Raw genomic sequence first — 22,271 nt, forward strand, 5'->3', positions numbered from 1 at the left:
CGGCCCCGATGAGTCCTGGTTGCGACCGTGGTCGACACCGGCATGGACACCGCCCCGACCAGCATCGACTTCCGCCCCACCACCACGCGCCTCGCGCGGGTCGTCGCCGGGATCGGCGACGACGCGCTGGACGGCCCGACACCCTGCCCGGCGTACACGGTCGCCGACCTGGCCGAGCACGTCGTCGGCCTCACGACGGCGTTCACCCACGCGGCGACCCGCGAGCCGCTCGACCCCTCGCTGATGCGCGACGGCGACGGCGACCAGCTGCCCGTCGGCTGGCGCGAGCGGCTCGCCACCGACCTCGACGCCCTGGCGGACGCCTGGGACGACCCGGCGGCGTACGACGGCACGACCATGGCCGGCCCGGTCGAGATGCCGGCGTACGAGGCGGGGCTGGTCGCGCTCGACGAGCTCGTCGTCCACGGCTGGGACCTCGCCCGCTCCACCGGCCAGGACTGGTCGCCCGACCCCGCGGCGGTGGCGGCCTGCACCGCGTTCGTGGCGGGCTTCGACGCGCCGGCGAACGACGACGGAGGGTTGTTCGGCCCGCCCGTCGCCGTCGGCGACGACGCCACCGACCTCGAGCGGCTGGTCGCGATGACCGGCCGCGACCCGCGCTGGACCCCGCAGCAGCCCGTCCACTAGCCGACCTCCCCCAGCAGCGGCCGGACCTTCTCCCCCGTCCGGTCGCGCCGGACGGACCCGTCGGCGGGGATCCACAGCGACGCCTCCCGTGCCGGCCCGGCACCCCGTCGTACGAGCAGGTCGACGTGGCGACCGGCGAGGTGCCCGGCGCCGTGGTCGGGACCGGTCCAGCGGAGGCCCGTCACCGCGAGGCGCGCCTCGCAGCGGGGCCAGTCCCCGAGCGCGACGAGCGCGGCGGAGCGCTTGCGGAGGCGGGCGGCGAGCTTCGCCGCGGCGGCCTCGGAGACCCGAGGCGGCGGGCGCAGCACGACCAGCGGGGCGACGTCGACGAGCGCGGCGGTGACCTCGAGCCAGGACTCGCCGGGGTCGGGGACGAGCACAGTCCGGTCGAGGTCGACCCCCAGCGACGCGAACGCCTCCGCCCCCAGGTCGCCGACCCCCACCACCGCGGTCCAGGACCCCTCCACTGACGGCCCGGCCATCATCAGGGCGGCGAGGCTGAGGCTGTCGACGGCGTACGACGACCCCGCCCGCAGGCGCAGCAGCCCCGCCAGCGCGGGGTGCGTAGGCAGCTCGACCCCGGTGCGCGACCCGGCCTGCTCCATGCCGCGGATGCGCTCCCGCAGCACGTCGAGGTCAGGGGCGGTGGTCACCCCTCATGATCGAACACGTGTTCGACGACGTCAACACCGATCGACCCCGTACGGCGTGTCGCGTTGCGTCGGCGTGTCGCGCCCTACCTTCGGCCGCGTCTGACGATACGGCGAGGACCGCCCACAGCGGCAGGGAGACCATGGCGGCACTCCACACGACGTCACCGACAGTGGGGTGCGGACCGCGACTAACCTCGACGGCGATGAGCGAGCCCTCCCCCTGCTGCGCCGGCGACGTCACGGGCAGCGTCCCCGCGCCAGACCCCGCGCTGGACGCCGACCCCGGGCACGACCCGCGGCCCCTCCCGGAGCGGGCGGCGCCGCAGCGACGGGGCCTGCTGCCGATCGCGGGCGGGTCGTTCACGATGGGCGACCACTTCGACGAGGGGTACGCCGGCGACGGCGAGCTGCCGCTGCACACCGTCGAGCTGTCGCCGTACCTGATCGCACCCACACCGGTCACCAACGCGCAGTTCGCGACCTTCGTGAAGGCCACCGGCTGGGTCACCGACGCGGAGGACCTGGGCGTCTCGGCGGTGTTCCACCTCGCGTACGCCGGGGAGCGCCGCCACGTGCTGCACCAGGTCGCCGCGACCCCGTGGTGGCTGGCCGTGCGGGGCGCGGACTGGCGCCACCCCGAGGGCCCTGGCTCGGACGTCTCGAAGCGGCAGAACCACCCCGTCGTCCACGTGTCGTGGCGCGATGCGCAGGCGTACTGCGCCTGGTCCGGCACCGTGCTGCCCAGCGAGGCGCAGTGGGAGCACGCCGCCCGCGGCGGCCTCGACGGCGCCCGCTACCCGTGGGGCGACGAGCTCACCCCGCGCGGGAGGTGGCGGATGAACATCTGGCAGGGCACCTTCCCCACCGCCAACACCCTGGACGACGGTCACCTGACGACCGCCCCGGTCAAGGCGTTCGCCGCCAACGGCCACGGCCTGCACCAGACCTCCGGCAACGTCTGGGAGTGGTGCGCGGACTGGTTCTCCCCGACGTACTACTCCGACTCACCCACCGCCGACCCCACCGGCCCGGACGGACCCGGCGACGGCCCCGAGCTGCGCGTCATGCGCGGCGGGTCCTACCTGTGCCACGCGTCGTACTGCCACCGCTACCGCGTCGCCGCCCGCTCGTCGAACGGGCCCGACGCGGCCAGCGCGAACATTGGGTTCCGGGTGGCGAACCCAGCCTGAATCATGAGGAATGCCGACACGGCAGCAAGTTGTGTTGATCGACCTAACGCCTGATAAGCGCGTACTATCACTCTGTGGACTGGGGCCTCGTCTTATCTGCAATTGGCACTTCGGCAATTACGAGTGGCATTGTTAGCCACTTTTTGCAGCGATCAACGATCGTTCGTCAAGCAGAGACGGCCCAGCGGTATGAAATTCGGCTCAGACAGATCGCCGAGATTGGCCCCCTTCGATATCAACTCTTCGAAGCGTGTCGAGATGTCTATTGGAGGGTGGCCGTGCATGCGGAGAGTGCGTCTTGGGACCTCAATCCAGATGGCGACTATGCAAAGTCATTCATATATCGCTTATTACGCCCAGTAGCGGTATGCCTCTTGATCCAACAGCGAGTAATTCTCGGCGACACTCGACTCGACAGAGAGTTCTACTCACCTCTAAAATTCGACCTAGCAGTGAGTCGAATGCTCACGGGAGCCGAACCACTTCGCGCGAGCGTGCGTGGGCCGTGGGTCCATCAGAGACAACACCTTTCTCGCGATCAACTTTACTCAGCAGCAAGGACCCTTCTTAGACTTAACGAGTCAGGCGGGACGGAGGTCGGCGACTATCTTTGGTTCTCGAACAAATATTCCACACCCGGGAGGGTCAAGGACTTGGGACCCATGGTGGAAATGTTCCAACGCAGCGGCAACTCACTTACGACCTTGCCGATGTTCTGGTTTCGAGTGGTTGGTTACGCCTATCTCTGCGAACTGACTCTTCGCGAAATTTCGACCACGATTGGGCTGAATGTGCAGGGCCTTGACATCGCAGAACTGCTCGCAGGCTCTTCACAAGAACTGCCAGCTATTCGAATCGAACAGGCCGCAGGAATCTTCCTCGCGATCTACGAAGCAGACCTCTAGAATGACGGCCGTGCACCGCTACCCCTGAGGGTCGCTGTGACAAAATGGCAGCATCTGAAGCAGTGTTCTTCGGGGTGAGCGGACAGGTACGAAACGCTAGGAATGCATGCCCGAGGCGCTTTCTATGTGGCACGGATGCGGATGGCGGGTCGATGCTACGCCGCAGTATTAGAAGAGACGCAGAGGCGACTTTTCGGCGATCCAGTACGAACAGTCGCCAACCACGGAAAGAGCCCGAGGGACATCGAGTCCCCTGTCATAATCGGCGGTTTCTAGCTCTGCCGAGCGCCGCTCTGTCACCGCTGCCGCATTCTTACTGCTCGTTGAACCGCCCCGCGCGGTAAATGCGCGCATGGCCTTTGGTGTGGCCAACGGGCCCGATGGGGCGCACTATCCGTCCATGACCCAGCTGCAGACCGTCCCGATCAGCAGCGACGTGCCGGCGGTGGCCGCGCCCGCCGAGCGCATGACCGTCCTCGTCGACCAGGACCTCATTGAGCGCGTTCTGACGGCGGCCGTCCGCGACGAACTCGAGGCGACGCTGGCGGCGGGTCTCGAGCTCCCCAAGCACCTCACCCGCCCCGATCCGGGGCGCTACGTTATGTACCCGCTCCACGTCTTCGCCGACGGCCGCCTCTCCATCGCCAGCGCCGTCTAGGACGTCGGCCAAGGCACCCCGCCACACGGACACGAGACGTGGGGCGTCGTCGGGATCCACAGCGGCGTCGAGGTGGAGACGCGGTACGAGATCCGACCGTTCCCGACGTCCCGCTCCTCGAGGAGGGCACGACGGGGTGGCCGGCCGGGGAGGTCACCGCCTGCTGCACGACGGACGACGACGTGAACCAGATGCGCTGCGGCGAGCGGCAGCCGGTGGTCGGCATCCACGTGTACGGCGCCGAAATCGGCACGCTCCCCCGCTGAAGCTACGACCCCGCCACCGCGCCGGCTCCTGGTTCACCTCACGATGGGTGGGCTAAGCAGCGTCACGGTCGCAATCTAGGAGGGCTTGAGGCCGCGAAGGCCGAAACCACTCCCCAGCCATCGCGATCCTTCTTCTATCCAACAGTGGCGCATATCCAGGATGCACTAAGGGACAGCATCCCTAAGATCGTTGCCAGAGCACTGTCGCGGAGGAACGTTACCTGATTGGCAACAGTCGATTGGGAAGTATTGACTGAAACTAGAGCATCTGTGGCGAGGGCGTACAGCCAATGCCCCTTTTGCCTAGATAGCCAGCGTGAACTTAATTCGCCCATGGTCTTCCGATTCACCATGATCGCGGCCGACCCGAGAATGGCTAGCAGAAGTAAGGCCGATGATATCGACCAGAGGATGAAACCCATCGCTGATGTAGAGTTCAGCACCTGTCGGAAGACGACAGCCGACACTCCTGCCAATGCCAGCAGACTGGTGAAGAGGAACTGACTTCTTCTTCGCAAGTGCTCTAACTGTTCTTCTGCCGCAGTCAACTGTTGCCTTGCCGTCTCCACAAGAAGTGTCAGATCTTCGTCAGAGCGACCGGCTAGAGATCCGGTGCCACTGTCCTCCAGTAGTGGGTTAGGGACGGACTTGCCTGCCCACAAACCTGGCAACTGGCGAAGAAACAGACACACCTCGTTCAACGAGACCCACTCCTGCCAAACCCGTCCAGGAGTCGACGACCTTCAAGCCAACGGGCAATCGACTCAGCGACTTGCGAAGCTACCGGTTCTGGCAGAAAAAGCCACTGTCCTCCGGGGTTCACGTCGAGAACGTAAAGATCTCCCGTTCCCGACGCTTTGACCCAGTCTTGGCTCGTGAATCCAAGTGAGAGGGCAGCCGCCAGATCTAGCGCTTGCCCCCAAAGGTTAGGAGGAGCGTTCGTTGTCACTTCAAACGAGTTGTGCGATTCGTCCTCGCTCCGCCAGTCAAACGGCCGTCCCCGCGCCGGAAGTTCACACACCCAAGACCTGTCACTCACGGTGACTACTCGATAATGGACATCAACATCAATCGGTTCCTGGATGATGAAAGGCGTAGATGCTGCACCCGCGTATATCGGATCGTCGAGATTGATCATATTGGCAAGTACTGACGCCTCGGAACCATCCGACCTGGTAAACTGACCCGGGCCCAAAGGCTTGACGACGACTTTCGCTCCTAGGAGACGACGGGCCTGCGAAAGGTCGTTGGTCACCACCGTCTTTGGGTAGCCTACGCCGATGGCGCGAGCAACGCGCGATTGCACGAGCTTGCTCTCGGCCACCATGAGAGCATCGATGTGCGTCAACCACGCAATTCCTGGCAAGCGCATTACTCCCGCCAGCAACGCAAGTGCCGACGCTCGCACCGCAGAAGAATGCGATCCCACACGATCGCCCCTGCCCCAGCCCGCCGGAGCCAATCGACGAACCCAACCATTTTCAAGTGACGAAACCGCGAACTCTTTAGATCCGAAGACAAATCCTGTGTCAGTTAGGCTGTATCGCTCATTGAGTAAACTCCGGCCGTCGACGATGGTCGCAGTTGAATTCAGAAAGTTGACAACGGCCTGCACGTGAGGGTCGGCGCGATCCCCTATGATCAAAGCCATCGGACCACAAGAACCCTATTCTTTCGGAGAATCGCAGGGACGATCGGCCAGTAGAACTAGAAGCCAAAAGAAAAGCCAGGTACAGCCAAATCACCAATCTCGCGGTCGCTGTCTACAGTCTCGACCGCATGAGTCAAGGTTTGCCTCTTCGTCACATCTCCCACAGGATCGACATCGCCAGCCGCGCCATCTTGGTCAAATTTCAAGTAAAAGTCGATTATCCCCACCCCATCAATCCCGCAAGACGGTCCGCGTCCGTAGTTTCCACTGCGACCTTCGTGATGGTTTCGACGCGATTGAGGTCACCCGCCGGCATACCTTCTGCCAATATCATGTAGAAGTCTGCCCGGCAATGAACGCAGTCCATTAGACCACCCTAGTTGTGTCGAGGGTCCGAGGACAATAAGTTTGCTCGTTGCGAGCCCTCCGTTGCGGCGCCCGCTGACCGTCAGTGCGCCTGGCCGGTGCTCGCGGTGGTGCCGCCGTCGACGGGCAGCCACGCGCCGGTGACGTACGCCGCGTCGTCGCTGGCGAGCCAGAGCACGGCGGGGGCGATGTCCTCGGGGCGGCCGGGGCGGCCCAGCGCGACGCGGTTGTTGGCGGCGGCCAGGGCGTCGGGGTCGTCCTCGACGGCCTGCGTCAGCGCAGTGATGGTGAGGGCCGGGGCGACGGCGTTGATGCGGACGCCGCGCCCGCCGTAGTCCAGCGCGAGGGACTGCACAAAGTTCATGATCGCGGCCTTCGTGGCGTTGTACGCCGCCTGGCCCCAGTCACCGGCCATCCCCGAGACCGAGCCGACCACGACGAGGTTGCCGCCGGACTTCTCGAGCTCCGGCAGGGCGTGGCGGGCGACGTGGACGAACCCGTCGACGTTGACCGAGCGGATCTGCTGCCACCGGTCGAGGTCGAGGTCGGCGAAGGGCCCGTTGACGTAGTCGGCCGCGTTGTTGACCACGACGTCCAGCGAGCCGAAGCGGTCCACGACGCTGCGGACCATCGCGGCGGCGGAGTCGTCGTCGGAGACGTCGGCCTCGACCACCAGCGCCCGGTCGTCGGGCACGTCGGCGAGGGTCTCGGCCAGCGGGTCGCGGCGACGGCCGGAGACCGCGACGTTCGCACCGTTGTCGGCGAAGGCCCGGGCGATGGCGCGGCCGATGCCGGAGCCACCCCCGGTCACGAGGACGGTGCGGCCGGCGACGTCGTACGTGTTGTGGGTCATGAGGTGGCAACGGCGCGTGGGGCGGGGCTGTTCCGGCCAAGGCTCGGGGCACCTCGAGCTCCGAGGGTCAGTCGAAGGCGAGGACCATCTGGGTCGTCGAGCGCTCCCGCCGGGCCAGGCCGAGGAGGGCCTCGGGGCCGTCGTCGACAGGGACGACGTCGGTGACGAGGTGGGTGAGCAGGTCGGCGCCGCGCTCGCGGAGCAGGTAAGTGGTCTCGGCGGCGAGGCGGTCGCGGTCCCAGGTGTCGGCGAGGCCGCGCGGCACCCGCCCGATCTGGGCGCACCGGACCGTGAGCCCGTTGTGGTGGAACTCCTCGCCGAGGCGCAGGTCGGGCGCCCCGCCCTGGTAGAACGCCAGGTCGATGACGCTGCCCTGCGGCCGCAGGCACTGCAGCGCCGCGTGCAGGACGTCGCTGCGGCCGCGGCACTGGAGCACCACGTCGGCGCCCCGGTCGCCCGGGCCGTCCTGCCAGCGGTCCTTCGTCCAGCGCCACAGCTCGGTCTGGGAGGTGTCGACGGTGGTCAACCCCAGGGCCTCGGCCACCGCGAGCCGGGACGGGTCGGGGTCCGCGACCACGACCTCGTCGGCCCCGTGGAGCTGCGCGAGCAGGGCGACCAGCAGCCCCACGACGCCCGCGCCCGTGACGACCACGCGGCGCCCCGAGACGCCGTCCCCGATGCGGCGGTCGGAGCCCGGGGCGAGCTCGGCGGCGGCGTGCAGCAGGCCGTTCGCGCAGATGGGGCCCATCTGGGCGAGGTAGATGCCCAGGACCGGGTCGACGTCGTCCGGCACCGGGACGACGACCGCGCCGGCAGCGAGCACGTGCTCGGAGCGGTGCCCGTAGGCGCCGGCGACCAGGTCGCCCACCGCGAGGTCGGGGCGGCGGCTCGCGACCACCTCGCCGACCTCCATGTAGCCCATCGCCTGCACCGGGAAGCTCCGCGAGGAGCGCCCGGGCACGAAGACGCCCAGGTCGGGGTCGCGGTACGACGTGAAGCCGGGGTCGGTGCCCTTCACGTAGGCCAGCTCGGTGCCGGCCGAGACCCCGCTGAAGCGGGTCCGCACGTGGACGCCGCCGTCCTCGAGCGCGGGCAGGTCCAGGTCGAAGAACGCCGGTCGCATCGCCTCGGCGACACCGAGCGAGCGGCAGGTCGTCACGGGTGCCTCAGTCATCGGTCTCGTCCCCGCCCGCGGGCGGCTGCTCGGCGGACCAGGCGAGCGCGTGGCTGCGCAACGCCTCGGCGTACGACGACCGCACGGCCTCGCCGCGCCCGGCGACGGCGTCCAGGAACGCCCGGTCCTCGGCGGCGATGGGGTCCTGGGGGCTGCGCTTCGTCACCGTCCCGGCCGCGGTGGTGACGGTCAGCTCGTGGTCGACGATGGCGCGCTCCCTGAGCTCGACGGCGTACCCCTCCCCGACCAGCTGGACCCCCACGTGGTGGCGCGCGGGCAGCACCCGGGACGCGGTCACGCTGCCCACCGCGCCCGAGGCGAAGCGCAGCGCGGTGACCGAGGCGACCGGGACGTCGTCCGGTGCGTCCACCCCGACCCGCGTGGTGGCGAACCCCTCGACCTCCCCGACCAGCAGGCGGGCCAGGTCGAAGAGGTGGGTCGCCTGCTCGACGAGCTGCCCGCCCGAGGAGCTGCGGCGCGACCACCAGGCGACGGGCGGGGCGGCGTCGAGCCAGTGCCCGGTGAGCACCAGTGGTGGCCGCTCCACGACGAGCTCGCGGACCTGCTCGACCAGGTCGAGGTGGCGCCAGTGGTAGCCGACGGCCGTCAGCAGGCCGGCGTCCTCGATGAGGCCGGCGATCCGCTCGGCGGTCGCGAGGTCGTGGGCGAGCGGCTTCTCGACGAGGAACGGCAGGCCCCGTCGTACGGCGGCCTCCTCGAGCGGTCCGTGCGCGAACGGCGGTACGCACAGCCAGAGCGCGTCGAGGTCCTCGGTCTCGATGAGCCGGACGCCGTCGGTGTGGGCGCGGGCGTCGTACGTCGCGGCGGCCGCCGTGGCGCGGGTCTCGTCGGTGTCGGCGACGGCGACGATCTCGACGTCCTCGAAGCCGGCGAGGGCGGTCAGGTGCTTGCCGGCGATGAACCCCGTGCCGACGCACCCCACCCGCAGCCGGCGCATCAGGTCCTCACCCCGGTCCGGGCGAGGACGTCGTCGTACACGGCGGCCGTGCGGGCGATCATCCGCGCGTCGGTGAAGCCCTCCTCGTAGCGGCGGCGCCCCGCGGCCCCCATCCGCCGGCGGCGGACCGGCTCGGACAGCACCTGCGCCAGCGACGCGGCCAGGGCCTCCGGGTCGGCCGGCGGGACGAGCAGGCCGGTGACGTCGTGCTCGACCACCTCGGAGGTCCCGACGACGTCGGTGCCGACGACCGGCAGGCCGGCGTCCATCGCCTCCAGCGCGGCGAGCGGCATGCCCTCCTGCAGCGACGGCAGTACGAAGACGTCCGCGGCGTCGAGCAGGCTGCGCGCGTCGGTGCGGTGGCCGACGAGCCGGACGACGCGCCCCACCCCGAGCCGGTCGGCCTGCTCGGTGAGGGCCCGGCGGAGGTGGCCGTCCCCGACGAGGACGACGGCCAGGTCGGGGAAGCGGCGGCGCAGGAGCGGCACGGCGTCGAGGAGGTGCCGCTGGCCCTTCATCACCGTCAGCCGGCCGACGGTCATCACGACCGGCTGCCGGGGGGTCAGACCCAGCGCGCGGCGCGCGGCGTCGCGGCCGGGCGAGGCGGCGCGGGGGGCGACGCCGTTGGGCACAGTCACCATCCGCCGCGAGGCGACGCCGATCCGCTCGTACGTCGCGCGCTGCCGCTCCGAGACCGTGACCACCCGGTCGACGGGCGCCAGCGCCGCGTGCAGGCCGACCCGCTTGCGGCGGTTGCGCAGCAGCCACGGCAGGTGCAGCGTCTGCACGACCGCCGGGACCCCGACGCCCGCGGCGACCCGGGCGCCGTCGAAGTTCTCGCGGCCGGTCCCGGCGTGCACGTGGAACACGTCGCTGGGGTGCCGGCGCAGGTCCTGGGCGATGCGGGCGCCGTACTCGGTGCTGCGCGGGTGCGGCAGCCGCGCGAGCCGTACGCCGTGGGTCTCGGCCGGCGCGAAGAGCTCCTCGGCCTGGTCGTTCGCCCAGTACATGAGCGTGACCTCGCGGCCCCGGCGGACGTAGCCCTCGGCCAGGCACCGCATGTGGACGCCCATCCCGGACGGGTCCGCTGAGGGGGTGTGCAGGTGCACCGACGGAGGGCTGTCGAGCAGCAGCGCCTCGTCCAGGAGGAGGTCGAGGGCGGGGTCCGGAGGCGGGGTCGAGAGGAGTGTCGTCAAGCACTTCGGTACCCGGCGACAGGGGTGTCATCCGGCCGCCCCGGCGCCGGCCCGAGGGCCGCCGGCGCCCGCTAGCGTCGAGGGGATGACGACCCCCGGGCAGCCCCCCGACCACCGGTGCGCGGCCTGCTCCGAGCCCCTGGTCGACGGCGTCTGCCCGAACACCGTGTGCCGGATGCCCGACCGCGGCTTCTCCCGGCTCTACACCGTCTCCGACGACCCCGAGGGCACCTGGGACCTCATCCGCCGCTTCAAGTACGACGAGGAGCGCGACCTCGCCGACCACCTCGGCGGCATGCTCGCGGCGTACCTCATCGAGCACCGCGACGAGCTGAGCCGCTTCGACGCCTTCACCACCACGGCCCTCTACATCGGTCCGCGGGCGCAGCGGCTGTGGGACTACCTGCAGGTGATCCTGGACGCCGCCCTGCGCGTGGCCCCGGACCTGCCGTTCGAGCCGGGCCTCATCGCGAAGGCCGGCCCGACCGGCCGCTTCCTGGACCTCGGGGTCGAGGAGCGACGCGCCATCGCCGAGCACGACCTGCGCGACGCCCTCCACGTGCCCGACCCCGCGCGGGTGGCGGGCCGCCGGATCCTCGTCGTCGACGACGCCTACTCGGAGGGCTTCACGCTGCGCGAGATGGCCCGCACCCTCCTGGCCGCCGGGGCCGTCGAGGTCGCCGGCCTGGTGCTGGTCCGCCGGAAGGGGACCTGAGCACGGTGGTCACCGACCTCCTCCTGATCCGGCACGGGCAGGCCGTGTCCAACGTGGAGCCCGTCATCGCCGGCCTCCACGGCGACCGGGGCCTGACCGACCTCGGGCGACGGCAGGCGGCGCTGCTGGAGCAGCGCCTCCGCACCGAGAGCCCTCACGTCGACGCCCTCTACGTCAGCACCCTCCCGCGGGCCCTCGAGACCGGCGCGTACGTCGCCCGCGGCCTCGGGCTCACCGCGGTCGAGACCGACGACCTGCACGAGCTGCGGCCGGGTGACGCCGCCGACGACCTGGGCATCGAGGAATGGCGGTCGCGCAGCGAGGTCGAGGTCCCGCCCCGCGACCCGTTCCGGCCCTTCTCCCCCGACGGGGAGAGCTGGGCGGCGTTCCTCGCGCGGGCCGGCGCCGCCCTGGAGGACCTCGTCGCGAGGCACCCGAGCCAGACGGTCGTGGCCGTCTGCCACCAGGGAGTCGTGGAGGCGTCGTTCGCCCTGGCCTACGGCCACGACGGCGCGGCGCGCCGCGTCGGGATCGACCCGCCCAACACGAGCCTCACCCACTGGCGCCACCGCCGCGATGCCGGCGGCGGGCCGCTCTGGGCGCTGGTGGCCTTCGGGGACGCGCGGCACCTCGACGGGTGAGGCCCGGCTGTACGGAAGAACGAGAGCGATCGGCAGATCAGGCGCAGATCCGGCAGTTCAGGCGATTCGCACTCGTTCTTGCCAACGAGGCCAGGCAGTCGGTGACCCAGTCCTGCTGCTCAGTGGCGGCGCGGTGGCCGAAGCGCGCCACGGTCCAGGTGTCGACGGTGAGGGCGGTGTAGCGCCACAGGTCGTGGGCGAACTGATCCGGTGCGCCGTGGTAAAGCCAGCCCTCGCCCTCGACGACCAGCCGCAGCCGTTCGTCGACGAGGTCCGGGTGGATGGTGATCCCCTCGACCACCACCGGCACCTGGGGCACGAGACGCAGCCCTGGCACGTCCAACGAGAGGGCCCGCAGCGCGGACTCGAGCGGGTTGCGGGCGAGGGGGTGCGCGTGGGCCGCCACCCGTCGGGCCGCCGGCGCCCCGGGCCCGCCCAGCCGGGCCGCCGCGACCTGGAGCTCGTCGAGGTCGACGACGCCGTGACGCAGCGCGGAGTCCGCGACCGCCAGCGCCTCGACGAGAGGGAGCCGCCGGGCGCACTCGAGCACGGTCTCGACGGGTGAGGTCACCGTCCCGCCGTAACCGGTGCGCAGCAGGTGGACGCCCCGGCGACGGTGCATCGGCACGTTGCGGTTCGGGGGCACCGAGAGCCAGGGACGGTCCGGCCGGTGGAGCACCTCCCACCCGTGGTCCACCGCGGCGGACAAGCAGCTGATCGTGGCGGTCAGGCTCGCGGCCGCGCGGTGGGTGGCGGCGACCGCCGGGAGGCCGTAGCGGCCTCGCGCCAGCCGCTCAACCTCACCGCGATCGACCGCCTCGGTCAGGGCCCGCTGGGTGACGAACCGGAGCAGCTGGTCGGTCCGGGCGGTCCCGCCCAGCCGCGCCACGACCTCCGCCACGTCCATGCGACCAGGGTGGGGCCGCAACGGCGAGCGTGCACCCGGCTGTCCACAGGGTCAGGCGGCGACCCGGTCGCGCCGTCCGGTCCGCACCACGAACGACAGCGTGGCGGCGAGGACGCACAGGACGGCGCCGGCCCACCACGCGTAGGTGTAGGAGCCGAGCTGGTCCCGGACCACCCCGGCACCCAGGGCCGCCAGGGCCGCCCCGATCTGGTGGGAGGCGAAGACCCAGCCGAAGACGATCGTGCCGCGGTCGCCGAAGATCTCCCGGCACAGCACGGCCGTGGGGGGCACGGTCGCCACCCAGTCCAGGCCGTAGATGACGATGAACAGCACCATGCTCGGGTGCACGGTGTCCGCCAGCAGCCACGGCAGCAGCATCAGGCTGACCCCGCGGAAGGCGTAGTAGCCGACGAGCAGGTAGCGCGGGTCGAAGCGGTCCGTGAGCCACCCGGACGCGACCGTCCCGGCGATGTCGAAGACGCCCACCATCGCGAGCAGGCCCGCGGCGGTCGTGGTCGACATCCCGTGGTCGTGCGCCGAGGGGATGAAGTGGATGCCGATCAGCCCGTTCGTCGTCGCCCCGCAGATGGCGAAGGCGATCGCGAGGGCCCAAAACGCGCGCTGGCGGGCGGCGTACGCGAGACCCTCCAGCGCCCGCCGTACGGCACCCCCGGCGACCCGGGTCGGCGGCGTCCAGGAGGCGGGGTCGGCGCCGTACGGCGCGGCGGCGCGGTCCTCGGGATAGTCGCGGACGACGGCCCACACCAGCGGGACAGCGGCGAGCGCGGCGCCGGCGATGACGAGCGAGGCGGCACGCCAGCCGACGCTCTCCGCGAGGGCGGCGACCGGCGGCAGGAGCGCGAGCTGGCCGGTCGCGGAGCCCGCCGTGAGGATGCCCATGACCAGGCCCCGCCGCGCCACGAACCAGCGGTTCGCGATGGTCGCGGCGAGCACGAGCGCCATCGAGCCGGTGCCGCCGCCGATGAGCAGGCCCCAGAAGAACAGCAGCTGCCACGACGCGGTCATCACGACGCTGCCGCCGGCGCCGAGCGCTATGAGCACGAGCGCGGAGCACATGACCTGCCGCATGCCGAAGCGGTCCATCAGCGCGGCGGCGAACGGCGCGACGAGCCCGAACAGCAGCAGGTTCACGCTGACCGCGAGCGACATCGACGTGGTCGACCAGCCGAACTCGTCGTTCAGCGGCACCATCAGCGCGCCCGGCGCCGCCCGGAACCCGGCGGCGGCGAACAGCGCGAGGAAGGCGACGGCGGCGACCCACGAGGCGGGGTGCACGCGCCGGCCCGGGGAGGTCCTCGGACCGGGCTCGGCGACCTTCTCCGTCGTCACGATCGCCCACTGTCCCACCACGTCGCGCCCGCGGGAATCCCCGTCCGCCGCGCGTTTGCGAGGACCGACGTGCAGAGGTGGCCGATCAGGCGCACTTCCGGCAGTCGAGACGACTTCTGCACGTCCGTTCCAACGACCTGAGGCAGTCGACGACCCAGTCCTGCTCGTTCGTGGCTGCCCGGTGGCCGAACCGGGCCACCGTCCAGCGGTCGACCGTCAGGGCGGTGTAGCGCCGGAGGTCGCGGGCGAACTGGTCGGGCGCACCGTGGTAGAGCCACCCCTCGGCCTCGACGACCAGCCGCAGACGCTCGTCGACGAGGTCGGGATGGATCTCGACCCCGTCGACCCTGACGGGGACCTGGGGCACGAGGCGGAGACCGGGCACCTCGAGGGAGAGCGCCCGCAGCGCGGACTCGAGCGGGTTGTGGGCGAGCGGGTGGGCATGAGTGGCGACCCGGACGGCCGCGGGGGAACCCGGACCGCGCAGTCCGGCCGCGGCCACCTGCAGCTCGTCGAGGTCGACCACACCGTGCCGGAGCGCCGAGTCGGCGACGCCGAGAGCCTCGACGAACGGCAGCCGACGGGCGCACTCCAGGACGGTGGTGACCGGGGACGTCACCGTCCCTCCGTGACCGCTCCAGGTCAGGTGCACGCCCCGCCGACGTCGAGGATCGACCTTGCGGTTGCGCGGGACCGCCAGCCACGGTCGGTCGGGCTGGCGCAGGACCTCCCATCCCTGTTCGACGGCGGCGGACAGGCAGGTGATCGTGGCGTCGAGGCGAGCGGCCTCCCGGTGCGTGGCGCCGAGCGCCGGGAGCCCGTAGCGGCCCTTGGACAGACGCTCGACCTCGCGCGTGGCGACGGCCTCGGTCAGGTCCCTCGGGGTGACGAACCGGAGCAGCTGGTCCGTGCGGGCGCTCCCGCCGAGCCTCGCCACCACCTCCGCCACGTCCATGCGCCCAGCCTGGGGTGGCGGGCGGCGGGCCGCATCCCGTCCTCCACAGGCTCAGGCGGCGGCCGGCTTCACCGCCAGCACCGGGCAGGTGGCGTCGAGCAGGATCCGCTGCGCCGTGCTGCCGAAGACCAGCTTGCCGACCGGCGAGCGGGCCCGGAGGCCCACCACGACGAGCCGCGCCCCGAGGCGCTGCGCCACCTGCACGACCTGGTCGCTGGGGTCCCCGACGTCCCCGTGCTCGACCTGCACCCGGCCGGCGAGGCCGGGCCAGCGGGCCGCGACCTCCTCCGCGGTGGGGACCGCCTCGCCGCGCACAGCCGGCACGAGGACGACGGTCTCGCCCTCGGGCCCTGGCGTCTCGGCGGCGGCGCGCACGGCGGCGTGGCCGGGATCGGTGTCGGCGTAGGCGACGACGACGGTCACTGGAGGACTCCCATCGGAAGGTCGACCGGCAGCAGCGACGGCAGCGCGAGCAGCATCGCGGCGAGCACCAGCGTGTAGACGATCGCGGTCCGGGGCCTCGTCCAGGCGGCGTACATGAGGAACACCGGGACGAAGACCAGGGTGGCGGCGACGTAGCCGACCAGGCCCACCAGGACCAGGAAGACGGCCATGGCGCCGAAGGTGCGGGCCGCGATCACGAGGTCGCGGCGGCGGGTGGCCGGCTCGACGGCGGGCTCGGTCCGGCTCCGGGTGGCGACCATGGTGGAGCTCCCCGACGAGCCCGACAGGGCGTCGTCCATCGGCACCGGGTCGGCACCGCGGGGACGGCGGGGCCGGCTGCGGAGCTCCTGGGCGACGAGCAGGCCGGCCATGACCAGGCCACCGATCGCCACCAGGCGCGGCATCAGCTGCGCCTCGTCGGAGAAGGACGAGCTGAGCCACAGGGCCCCCGCGAACACCACCACGGCGGTCACGGCGACGCCCAGCGACCAGCGGGTGCCGGCGAAGGAACCCTCGAGCTCGTCGCCCGCGGAGGTGTCGGGCTCGTCGTGCTCGTCGCGGTGGCCGTCGTCGACCTGGCCGGCGGTACGACGGAGCTTCTTCAGCAGCGACCACAGGATCGGCACGATGAGGACCGCGGCGAAGATCATCACGCCGGGGCGGGTCATCCAGCCGAAGCCGTCGTACAGGTTGGCGGTCAGGTAGTAGTAGCGCTCCATCGGGATCGCCAGGACGAAGCCGATCAGCATCGGCGCGCGGGGCATGCCCGTGGCCTTCAGGAAGAACCCGACCACGCCGAGGGCGACCATGATCCACAGGTCACCGAGCTGGCCACCCTCCTGGAACGCGCCGAGCAGCATGATGACGAGCAGGCCGGGGCCGAGGACCGCGAACGGCACCTTGGTCAGGCGGGCCAGCTGGCCGGTGAGCAGGAAGCAGAAGAACGCGCCGGCGACGGAGGCGATCGCGAAGGCCCAGACGATGAGGTACATCAGGTCGAGGTGCTCGGTGACGATCGCGGGGCCGGGCTGGATGCCGTAGGTGAGCAGCATCCCGAGGAGCATCGCGGACGGCACGCCGCCGGGGATCCCGAAGAGGAACGTCGGGATCAGGTCACCGGCCTCGACGGAGTTGTTGGCCGACTCGGGGCCGACGATGCCGCGGGGGTCGCCCTTGCCGAACTTCCGCTTGTCCTTCGCGGTGGCGACGGCCTGGCCGTAGGCGAGCCAGGTGCCGGCGGTGGCGCCGACGCCGGGCAGGACGCCGGCCCAGATGCCGATCAGCGCGCCGCGGATGACCTGCGACCAGTGGGTCAGCCACTCGCGGATGCCGGCGCCCCAGCCGCCGGACAGCTCGACGGGCTTCTCGGTGATGCGCCGCTGGCCGACCCGGCTGGCGATCTCGGCGAGGCCGAAGACGCCGAGGGCGACCGCGACGAGCGACATCCCGTCGGAGAGGAACAGCGAGCCGAAGCTGAAGCGCTCCTCCGCGGTGGTCGGCGAGGTGCCGACGAGGCCGAGCAGCAGGCCGAGCAGACCGGCGGTGAGCCCCTTGACCACGTTGCCGCGGGACAGGACGGCGGCGAGCGAGACGCCGAGGATGGTGAGCATGAACAGCTCGGGGCTGCCGAACGACAGCACCATCGGTCGGGCCAGCGGGATCGCGATCGTCAGGCCCAGGGCGCCGATGAGGCCGCCGGCCATCGAGGAGAGGAACGCCAGGGACAGGGCGCGTTTCGCCTGCCCCTTCCTCGCCATCGAGTAGCCGTCGAGCATCGTCACGCTCGCGGACGCCGATCCCGGTGCGCCGAGCAGGACGGCGGCGACCGTGTCGGAGGTGTGGACGACGGCGAGGGCGCCGATGAGCATGGCCAGGGCGGCCTCGGGCTCCATGCCGAAGGTGACGGGGAGCAGGATCGCGACGGCACCCGTGCCGCCGAGACCGGGGATCAGCCCGATGACGAGACCGGCGACGACGCCGATCGCGAGCATGATCAACAGGGACGGGTCGGCCAACGAGGCCAGGGCGGAGAACGCTGCGTCAGTCATGGTGGTGGGCCTCAGTCGATCGTGATGTCGTAGTCGCGCTCGAGCAGCTCGAGGACGTCCTCACGCACCTCGGCGTCCACCTGGTAGGCGGCGCCGATGCGCTCGGGGAGGTCGGGAGCGGCGTCGAGCGGGTAGCCGCCGAGGACCTCGGCGGCGGACTCCTCGAAGGAGGGGTCGACGCTGAGCTGCTCGGCCTCGTCGCGGACGAGCTCGAGAGCCTCGTCCGGCGTGTCCTCGGGCACCCAGAGCGCCTTCTGGAAGGTGTAGGTCAGGGCCAGGATCGCGGTGTAGGTCTCGAGGGCGTCGGCGGGCGGCAGCTCGCCGTTGAGCTCCTCGTAGACCTCGACGACCGTGGGCACCTTCGGGAAGTTCGGGTCGCGGACGATCTCGCCGTCCTCGTCGACCTGCCCGAGGCTGAACAGCGGGACGGCGGTCCCGTCGTCCACGAGCGGCTGCACGGCGGGGCCGTACGACGAGGTGGTCTGGTAGTCGATGTCGACCTCGCCGCGCTGGAGCGCGAGGTTGACGGGGCCGCGGCCCTCGAACCCGAAGGTCGACTCGACGTCCGCGCCGAGCAGGTCGAAGGCCAGCAGGGTGGTGAGGTCGAGGCTGGTCGCGGCGATGCCGCCGAAGACCAGGGGCCGGTCGCGGTCGACGAGGTCGGCCACGCCGTCCACGCCGGCAGCGGTGCGGGCGTAGACGACGGCGCCGGTCCCGTTCGCGAGGATCGGGCGGAGCTCGGTGAAGTCGTAGCGGACGGCGTCCATCTCGAGCAGGTAGGGCACGACCGTCGAGGCGGTCGAGACCAGCCACTCGGTGCCGTCGGGGCGGGCCGACGTCATGAAGTGGTTGGTGCCGACGATGCCCTCGCCGCCGTCGTCGTTGACCGGCGCGAGCCCCGGCTGGCCGGGGACGGCCCCGGTGAGCTCGGCCGCGACGAAGCGGGCCCACGTGTCGGTGCCACCGCCCTCCGCGAGCGGGATCATCATCTCGACGGTCTCGCCGGCGTAGTCGCCGTCCGTGGTCGAGGCGGGCGGGTCCAGGAGGCCGCCGCCGAAGGCGGTGACGCCGACGGCCAGGGCGGTGAACCCGGCGACCACGGCGGCGGCCGTGCGGGCGCGCGGGGGTCCGGCGTCCGTCGCGGTGGCCGACCCGTCCTCCGGCGGTGTCGGGTCGTCCGGGGTCGTGGCGTCGACCTCGTCCGTGTAGAGCGTCATGCGGTCCTCCAGGTGCGGTGAGCCTGCCACGCGGCGGGCCCGAGGGGCAGGGGTGAGACGGGGGACCTCACGCGGACACCGACGGCATCAGCGGGGGGTCGGGCAGGACGACGGACCCCTGGGCCAGCCGTCGGTAGGTGCGGGTGACGCCGACGACGGGGAGGTCGGCGTGGGTCTCGACGAAGGTCTCGACGCACCCGGCGGGGGTGCCGAGGCGCAGGCCCTTCCCCGGGTCGGCCCCGGTCGCGGCGGCGTGGGCCGCGACGAGGTCGGCGACGACCGTGCCGGGGGTGCCGGCGGCCAGCGTGAGGGCGACCGAGCCGGTGACGGGGACGGCCGGGTGGAAGCGGCCCATCGACAGCATCCGCACCGTGAGGTCGGTCGGCTCGTCGGCGTCCCGCGAGGGCGGGGAGACGAGCGCCAGCTTCGGGACCGCCCGCGCGACCTCCTCGGGGCTCTCGGCGAGGCCCATGCGGACGCCGGCCTCCCGGCGTACGGCGTCGAGGCGGGCCAGGAGTCCGGGGACGGCGTCGAGCCGCTCCGGGGACTCGTCCCCGACCACACCCGCGGCGGACGGACCGAGCCCCGCGACGTCGACCGCGACGACCGGCGCGCCGGCGTCCACGAGGGTGACGGTGACGCCGCCGGCCGCCGCGAGGACGTCGCGCCGGGCGCCGCTCGGGAAGAGGCTGCCGGTGCTGCGGCCGGCCGGGTCGACGAACCCCATCCGCACGGGCGCGCCGCCGAAGGGGACGCCCGGGATGTGGGTCGAGCCGTCCTCGGCGAGCACACGGCCCGGGGTGGGGACGTGCTGGACGATCAGCTGGTCGGTGTTGGTGTTGAGCACGCGCACGCCGGTCTCGACCTCGCCGGCGCGGACCCAGCCCTCACGGATGGCGAAGGCGGCGACCACGGCGGAGCAGTTGCCGCAGTTGCTGCCCCAGTCGACCTTGGCGTCCTCGATGCCGACCTGCGCGAACGTGTACTCGACGTCGACGCCCTCGGCGGACGACGGGGCCAGGATGACGGCCTTGCTGGTGGTCGACGTCCCGCCGCCGACGCCGTCCACCTGACGGTGGTCGGGGCTGCCGTAGAGGCGCAGCAGCACCTCGTCGACGGACTGGTCCGCGACCTGCAGGTCCTCGCGCCGGAAGACCCAGCACTTGCTGGTCCCCCCGCGCATCCACGTCGCCGCGATCTCCCGCATGCCGCCTCCTCGGTCACGCCCGGCGTCCCCGGGCGGACCCACCCTGCGGCGGTGGTGAGGTGTAGCACAATCACGAGTTCGTACGCCGTCGTGTAGCAACACTTACATGCGGCGGACCGCTCGTGACGCGACGACGCTTCCAGCAGGCCTGGACGGCAGTACATGACCGTGTAGCAACGCTTCAGGCAGAATGACGGAGTGCTCGACGTCAAACGCCTCCAGGTCCTCCTCGCCGTCGTCGAGGAGGGCTCGGTGACCGCGGCCGCCCAGGCGCTGGGCTACACGCCGTCCGCGATCTCGCAGCAGCTGCTACGCCTGGAGCGGGAGGCCGGCCAGCCGCTGCTCGAGCGGTTCGCGCGGGGGATGCGCCCCACCGACGCCGGGCTGGTGCTGGCCCGCCACGCCCGCAAGGTCGTGCGCCAGCTCGCCGCCGCGGAGGCGGACCTCGCCGAGATCGCCGGCGTACGGCGGGGCCGGGTCACCCTCGGCACGTTCCCCACGGTAGGCAGCTCGTTCCTGCCGCTGGCCGTGCGGCGGTTCCGCGAGCTCTACCCCGGGATCGAGCTGACCATCGAGTCCGGCCGCGAGGACCACCTCGTGCGCCACCTCGAGGAGGGCCGGGTCGCGATGTCGCTGCTGTGGGACTACGAGTGGCGGCGCATCGAGAACGACGAGCTGCTGCTCACCGAGCTCTTCACGGACCCGACCGTGCTGCTGGTCGGCGCGACGCACCGCCTCGCGAAGCGGCGGAGGGTGACGATGGCGGACCTCGCGGACGAGCCGTGGATCATCCGCGCCGGCGGCCACCCCGTCGTCGAGGTCCTCGAGCGCAGCGCGCTCGCGGCTGGGTTCACCCCCCGCATCGCCTTCCACGCCAACGACTACCAGGAGGCGCAGGCCATGGCGAGCGTCGGCCTCGGCATCGCGCTGGCCCCGCGGACCGCGACGGTGAACCAGCACCCCGACGTCCGGGTGCTGTCCCTCGGCGACACCGCTCCCCCGCGCCGCGTCCTCGCCGCCCGCCGTGAGGGGCGCGTCCGCGCCGCGGCCGAGCTTGCCCTCCACGACGTCCTGCTCGACGTCGCGGCCGACTACCGCTGACGCTGCGGGTCACAGGGGCCCCACCTGCCTCTGGTTTCGCGGGTCGGCTGGTGAAACCCCGTCCGGGCTGACGAAGTTTCGTCAGCCCCGACGGGGTTTCGTGGGCCCGGCACGCCGACCGACGCGCGTCAGGCGAGGCGGGCGGCGAGCTCGCGGCCGAGGGCGGCGCCGGAGAGGTACGCCGTCTCGACCTTCGAGGTCTCGCCCCAGCCGTCGCCGCACACCCCGACGAGGCCGGAGCCGACCGCGGAGACGTGAAAGGGCTCGGGGCGGTCGCCGGTGGGCTTGGCGAAGGTCCAGCGCTGGATGCGGGTCTCGGCGGGCTCGCCGGCGTCGAGCAGGGAGCTCAGCGCCATCGCCATCACGGGCGCGGCGCCGGCGGGGTCGTCGAGGTGACGACGGGCGAGCTCGGGGGTCGAGTGGGCCACGACCACCGGGGCGTCGTCGCCGCGGCGGCGGCCGTCGTCCGCGATCCACGACAGCACGGGGTCGTCGTTGACGAACGCGCCGTGGAAGGTGCCGGACGGCGAGACGCGGTCCCAGGTCCGCTGCTCCCACCGGGCGGCGAGCGCCAGGGTGGGCTCCCACTCGCGGGTCAGCACCGCGGCCACCTCGGCCAGGCCGTCACCGAGCAGGCGGGCGGCCTGCGGGTCGGGCATCGCGAGGACGACGGCGCTCGCGGGCTCGCCGTCCACCGTCAGGACCCCGTCGGCGCCGACGGCGACCGACTCGACCTGCTGGCGCTCCAGCGCGCCTCCGGCGATCACCGGCTCGAGGACGTCGTCCACCAACGCGCGCATGCCCCGGGTGCCGCCCCAGCGCGTCGGGCCCTTCTTGTCACCGGCCCGCTCGCCGCCGTGCAGGACGGTGAACGTGGCGGTCCAGTGGCGGGCCAGGCCGCTGACGCGCCAGTCCTGGGCGATCGTCCGGAACTCGGGGTCGTCCGCCGTGAAGTACGACGCCCCGAGGTCGGTCTCGCGGTCGCCGAGGTCGCCGCCGTCGTCGAAGGCCCGCCCGCTCATACGGCCGCCGGGACGACGACCGCGGTCGAGGACGCGCACGGGCACGCCGGCCGAGACGAGCTCGAGGGCGCAGGCGGCACCGGCGAGGCCGGCGCCCACGACGACGACGGGGGCAGGGCCGGGGCCGGGCTGGACGTCGCTCACGC

The 22,271-nt window shown here is 71.7% G+C and carries 22 protein-coding genes; 7 read left to right on the forward strand and 15 right to left on the reverse strand.

Going from position 1 to position 22,271, the window contains the following annotated elements:
• Positions 1–27 precede the first annotated feature (27 nt).
• A complete protein-coding gene (locus Q0858_RS15345) occupies positions 28–648 on the forward strand; it encodes a TIGR03086 family metal-binding protein (RefSeq protein ID WP_299056151.1) in 621 nt (206 codons plus the stop codon).
• Here the strand turns inward: Q0858_RS15345 and Q0858_RS15350 are convergent.
• The gene (locus tag Q0858_RS15350) at positions 645–1,301 is read right to left on the reverse strand and encodes a hypothetical protein (protein WP_299056153.1); all 657 of its coding nucleotides are present in this window, start codon (positions 1,299–1,301) and stop codon (positions 645–647) included. The two genes, Q0858_RS15345 and Q0858_RS15350, sit on opposite strands and share 4 nt — an antisense overlap.
• A gap of 203 nt (positions 1,302–1,504) precedes the next feature.
• Here Q0858_RS15350 and Q0858_RS15355 point away from each other — a divergent pair, with 203 nt between their 5' ends.
• From Q0858_RS15355 to Q0858_RS15365, 3 genes are all read left to right on the forward strand, one after another.
• Positions 1,505–2,491, forward strand: coding sequence for a formylglycine-generating enzyme family protein (locus tag Q0858_RS15355; RefSeq protein WP_299056156.1), 987 nt, complete (start codon positions 1,505–1,507; stop codon positions 2,489–2,491).
• A gap of 662 nt (positions 2,492–3,153) precedes the next feature.
• Positions 3,154–3,396: a hypothetical protein gene (locus tag Q0858_RS15360; protein ID WP_299056159.1), complete on the forward strand. Its 243-nt coding sequence runs from the start codon at positions 3,154–3,156 to the stop codon at positions 3,394–3,396.
• Positions 3,397–3,796: 400 nt separating this feature from the next.
• Complete coding sequence (locus Q0858_RS15365) at positions 3,797–4,054, forward strand: hypothetical protein (protein ID WP_299056162.1); 258 nt, start codon at positions 3,797–3,799, stop codon at positions 4,052–4,054.
• Positions 4,055–5,017: 963 nt separating this feature from the next.
• On the opposite strand, the gene Q0858_RS15370 is transcribed toward Q0858_RS15365, so the two are convergent.
• The 6 genes from Q0858_RS15370 to Q0858_RS15395 form a co-directional block, all read right to left on the reverse strand.
• Entirely contained in the window at positions 5,018–5,971 is a 954-nt protein-coding gene (locus Q0858_RS15370; protein ID WP_299056165.1) for a hypothetical protein, read from the reverse strand.
• Positions 5,972–6,027: 56 nt separating this feature from the next.
• The gene (locus Q0858_RS15375; protein WP_299056166.1) at positions 6,028–6,198 is read right to left on the reverse strand and encodes a hypothetical protein; all 171 of its coding nucleotides are present in this window, start codon (positions 6,196–6,198) and stop codon (positions 6,028–6,030) included.
• 221 nt (positions 6,199–6,419) lie between these two features.
• Positions 6,420–7,190 (reverse strand): SDR family NAD(P)-dependent oxidoreductase, encoded by a 771-nt coding sequence (locus Q0858_RS15380; protein WP_299056169.1) that lies wholly within the window; start codon positions 7,188–7,190, stop codon positions 6,420–6,422.
• A 67-nt stretch (positions 7,191–7,257) separates the two neighbouring features.
• Positions 7,258–8,364: a zinc-binding dehydrogenase gene (locus Q0858_RS15385; protein WP_299056173.1), complete on the reverse strand. Its 1,107-nt coding sequence runs from the start codon at positions 8,362–8,364 to the stop codon at positions 7,258–7,260.
• A complete protein-coding gene (locus Q0858_RS15390; protein ID WP_299056175.1) occupies positions 8,357–9,322 on the reverse strand; it encodes a Gfo/Idh/MocA family oxidoreductase in 966 nt (321 codons plus the stop codon). The genes Q0858_RS15385 and Q0858_RS15390 overlap by 8 nt, the downstream gene beginning before the upstream one ends.
• Positions 9,322–10,518: a glycosyltransferase family 4 protein gene (locus Q0858_RS15395; RefSeq protein WP_299056177.1), complete on the reverse strand. Its 1,197-nt coding sequence runs from the start codon at positions 10,516–10,518 to the stop codon at positions 9,322–9,324. Before Q0858_RS15395 ends, Q0858_RS15390 begins: the two co-directional genes overlap by 1 nt.
• Before the next feature lie 85 nt (positions 10,519–10,603).
• On the opposite strand from Q0858_RS15395, the gene Q0858_RS15400 reads away from it, so the two are divergent.
• A complete protein-coding gene (locus Q0858_RS15400) occupies positions 10,604–11,233 on the forward strand; it encodes a phosphoribosyltransferase family protein (RefSeq protein ID WP_299056179.1) in 630 nt (209 codons plus the stop codon).
• A 5-nt stretch (positions 11,234–11,238) separates the two neighbouring features.
• The gene (locus Q0858_RS15405) at positions 11,239–11,874 is read left to right on the forward strand and encodes a histidine phosphatase family protein (RefSeq protein WP_299056181.1); all 636 of its coding nucleotides are present in this window, start codon (positions 11,239–11,241) and stop codon (positions 11,872–11,874) included.
• Positions 11,875–11,911: 37 nt separating this feature from the next.
• Here the strand turns inward: Q0858_RS15405 and Q0858_RS15410 are convergent, their stop codons facing one another.
• The 7 genes from Q0858_RS15410 to Q0858_RS15440 all read right to left on the reverse strand — a co-directional run bounded on the left by Q0858_RS15410 (position 11,912) and on the right by Q0858_RS15440 (position 20,002).
• Positions 11,912–12,781: a type IV toxin-antitoxin system AbiEi family antitoxin domain-containing protein gene (locus Q0858_RS15410; protein WP_299056184.1), complete on the reverse strand. Its 870-nt coding sequence runs from the start codon at positions 12,779–12,781 to the stop codon at positions 11,912–11,914.
• A gap of 51 nt (positions 12,782–12,832) precedes the next feature.
• A complete protein-coding gene (locus tag Q0858_RS15415) occupies positions 12,833–14,131 on the reverse strand; it encodes an MFS transporter (protein WP_299056187.1) in 1,299 nt (432 codons plus the stop codon).
• 85 nt (positions 14,132–14,216) lie between these two features.
• Positions 14,217–15,086 carry a hypothetical protein gene (locus tag Q0858_RS15420; RefSeq protein ID WP_299056188.1) on the reverse strand — a complete coding sequence of 290 codons (870 nt, stop codon included), beginning with the start codon at positions 15,084–15,086 and terminating at the stop codon, positions 14,217–14,219.
• A gap of 51 nt (positions 15,087–15,137) precedes the next feature.
• Positions 15,138–15,509: a universal stress protein gene (locus tag Q0858_RS15425; protein WP_299056191.1), complete on the reverse strand. Its 372-nt coding sequence runs from the start codon at positions 15,507–15,509 to the stop codon at positions 15,138–15,140.
• Entirely contained in the window at positions 15,506–17,578 is a 2,073-nt protein-coding gene (locus Q0858_RS15430) for a tripartite tricarboxylate transporter permease (protein ID WP_299056193.1), read from the reverse strand. The genes Q0858_RS15425 and Q0858_RS15430 overlap by 4 nt, the downstream gene beginning before the upstream one ends.
• A gap of 11 nt (positions 17,579–17,589) precedes the next feature.
• Positions 17,590–18,795 (reverse strand): tripartite tricarboxylate transporter substrate-binding protein, encoded by a 1,206-nt coding sequence (locus Q0858_RS15435; protein ID WP_299056196.1) that lies wholly within the window; start codon positions 18,793–18,795, stop codon positions 17,590–17,592.
• 67 nt (positions 18,796–18,862) lie between these two features.
• Positions 18,863–20,002, reverse strand: coding sequence for a PrpF domain-containing protein (locus Q0858_RS15440; RefSeq protein ID WP_299056199.1), 1,140 nt, complete (start codon positions 20,000–20,002; stop codon positions 18,863–18,865).
• A gap of 198 nt (positions 20,003–20,200) precedes the next feature.
• Here Q0858_RS15440 and Q0858_RS15445 point away from each other — a divergent pair, with 198 nt between their 5' ends.
• The gene (locus Q0858_RS15445; RefSeq protein WP_299056202.1) at positions 20,201–21,103 is read left to right on the forward strand and encodes a LysR family transcriptional regulator; all 903 of its coding nucleotides are present in this window, start codon (positions 20,201–20,203) and stop codon (positions 21,101–21,103) included.
• Between the two features lie 128 nt (positions 21,104–21,231).
• Here Q0858_RS15445 and Q0858_RS15450 read toward each other — a convergent pair whose 3' ends face one another.
• A complete protein-coding gene (locus tag Q0858_RS15450) occupies positions 21,232–22,269 on the reverse strand; it encodes an FAD-dependent oxidoreductase (RefSeq protein ID WP_299056205.1) in 1,038 nt (345 codons plus the stop codon).
• Positions 22,270–22,271: the final 2 nt, after the last annotated feature.

The organism is uncultured Nocardioides sp. (assembly GCF_947489365.1).
GTDB lineage: Bacteria > Actinomycetota > Actinomycetes > Propionibacteriales > Nocardioidaceae > Nocardioides.

What these genes read in the sequence shown, in the direction of transcription:
- Q0858_RS15355 (WP_299056156.1), top strand. Translation starts at nt 1,505, where the DNA reads ATGAGCGAGCCCTCCCCCTGCTGCGCCGGCGACGTCACGGGCAGCGTC.
- Q0858_RS15360 (WP_299056159.1), top strand. Translation starts at nt 3,154, where the DNA reads ATGGTGGAAATGTTCCAACGCAGCGGCAACTCACTTACGACCTTGCCG.
- Q0858_RS15365 (WP_299056162.1), top strand. Translation starts at nt 3,797, where the DNA reads ATGACCCAGCTGCAGACCGTCCCGATCAGCAGCGACGTGCCGGCGGTG.
- Q0858_RS15370 (WP_299056165.1), bottom strand. Translation starts at nt 5,971, where the DNA reads ATGGCTTTGATCATAGGGGATCGCGCCGACCCTCACGTGCAGGCCGTT.
- Q0858_RS15380 (WP_299056169.1), bottom strand. Translation starts at nt 7,190, where the DNA reads ATGACCCACAACACGTACGACGTCGCCGGCCGCACCGTCCTCGTGACC.
- Q0858_RS15385 (WP_299056173.1), bottom strand. Translation starts at nt 8,364, where the DNA reads ATGACTGAGGCACCCGTGACGACCTGCCGCTCGCTCGGTGTCGCCGAG.
- Q0858_RS15390 (WP_299056175.1), bottom strand. Translation starts at nt 9,322, where the DNA reads ATGCGCCGGCTGCGGGTGGGGTGCGTCGGCACGGGGTTCATCGCCGGC.
- Q0858_RS15400 (WP_299056179.1), top strand. Translation starts at nt 10,604, where the DNA reads ATGACGACCCCCGGGCAGCCCCCCGACCACCGGTGCGCGGCCTGCTCC.
- Q0858_RS15410 (WP_299056184.1), bottom strand. Translation starts at nt 12,781, where the DNA reads ATGGACGTGGCGGAGGTCGTGGCGCGGCTGGGCGGGACCGCCCGGACC.
- Q0858_RS15420 (WP_299056188.1), bottom strand. Translation starts at nt 15,086, where the DNA reads ATGGACGTGGCGGAGGTGGTGGCGAGGCTCGGCGGGAGCGCCCGCACG.
- Q0858_RS15430 (WP_299056193.1), bottom strand. Translation starts at nt 17,578, where the DNA reads ATGACTGACGCAGCGTTCTCCGCCCTGGCCTCGTTGGCCGACCCGTCC.
- Q0858_RS15435 (WP_299056196.1), bottom strand. Translation starts at nt 18,795, where the DNA reads ATGACGCTCTACACGGACGAGGTCGACGCCACGACCCCGGACGACCCG.
- Q0858_RS15440 (WP_299056199.1), bottom strand. Translation starts at nt 20,002, where the DNA reads ATGCGGGAGATCGCGGCGACGTGGATGCGCGGGGGGACCAGCAAGTGC.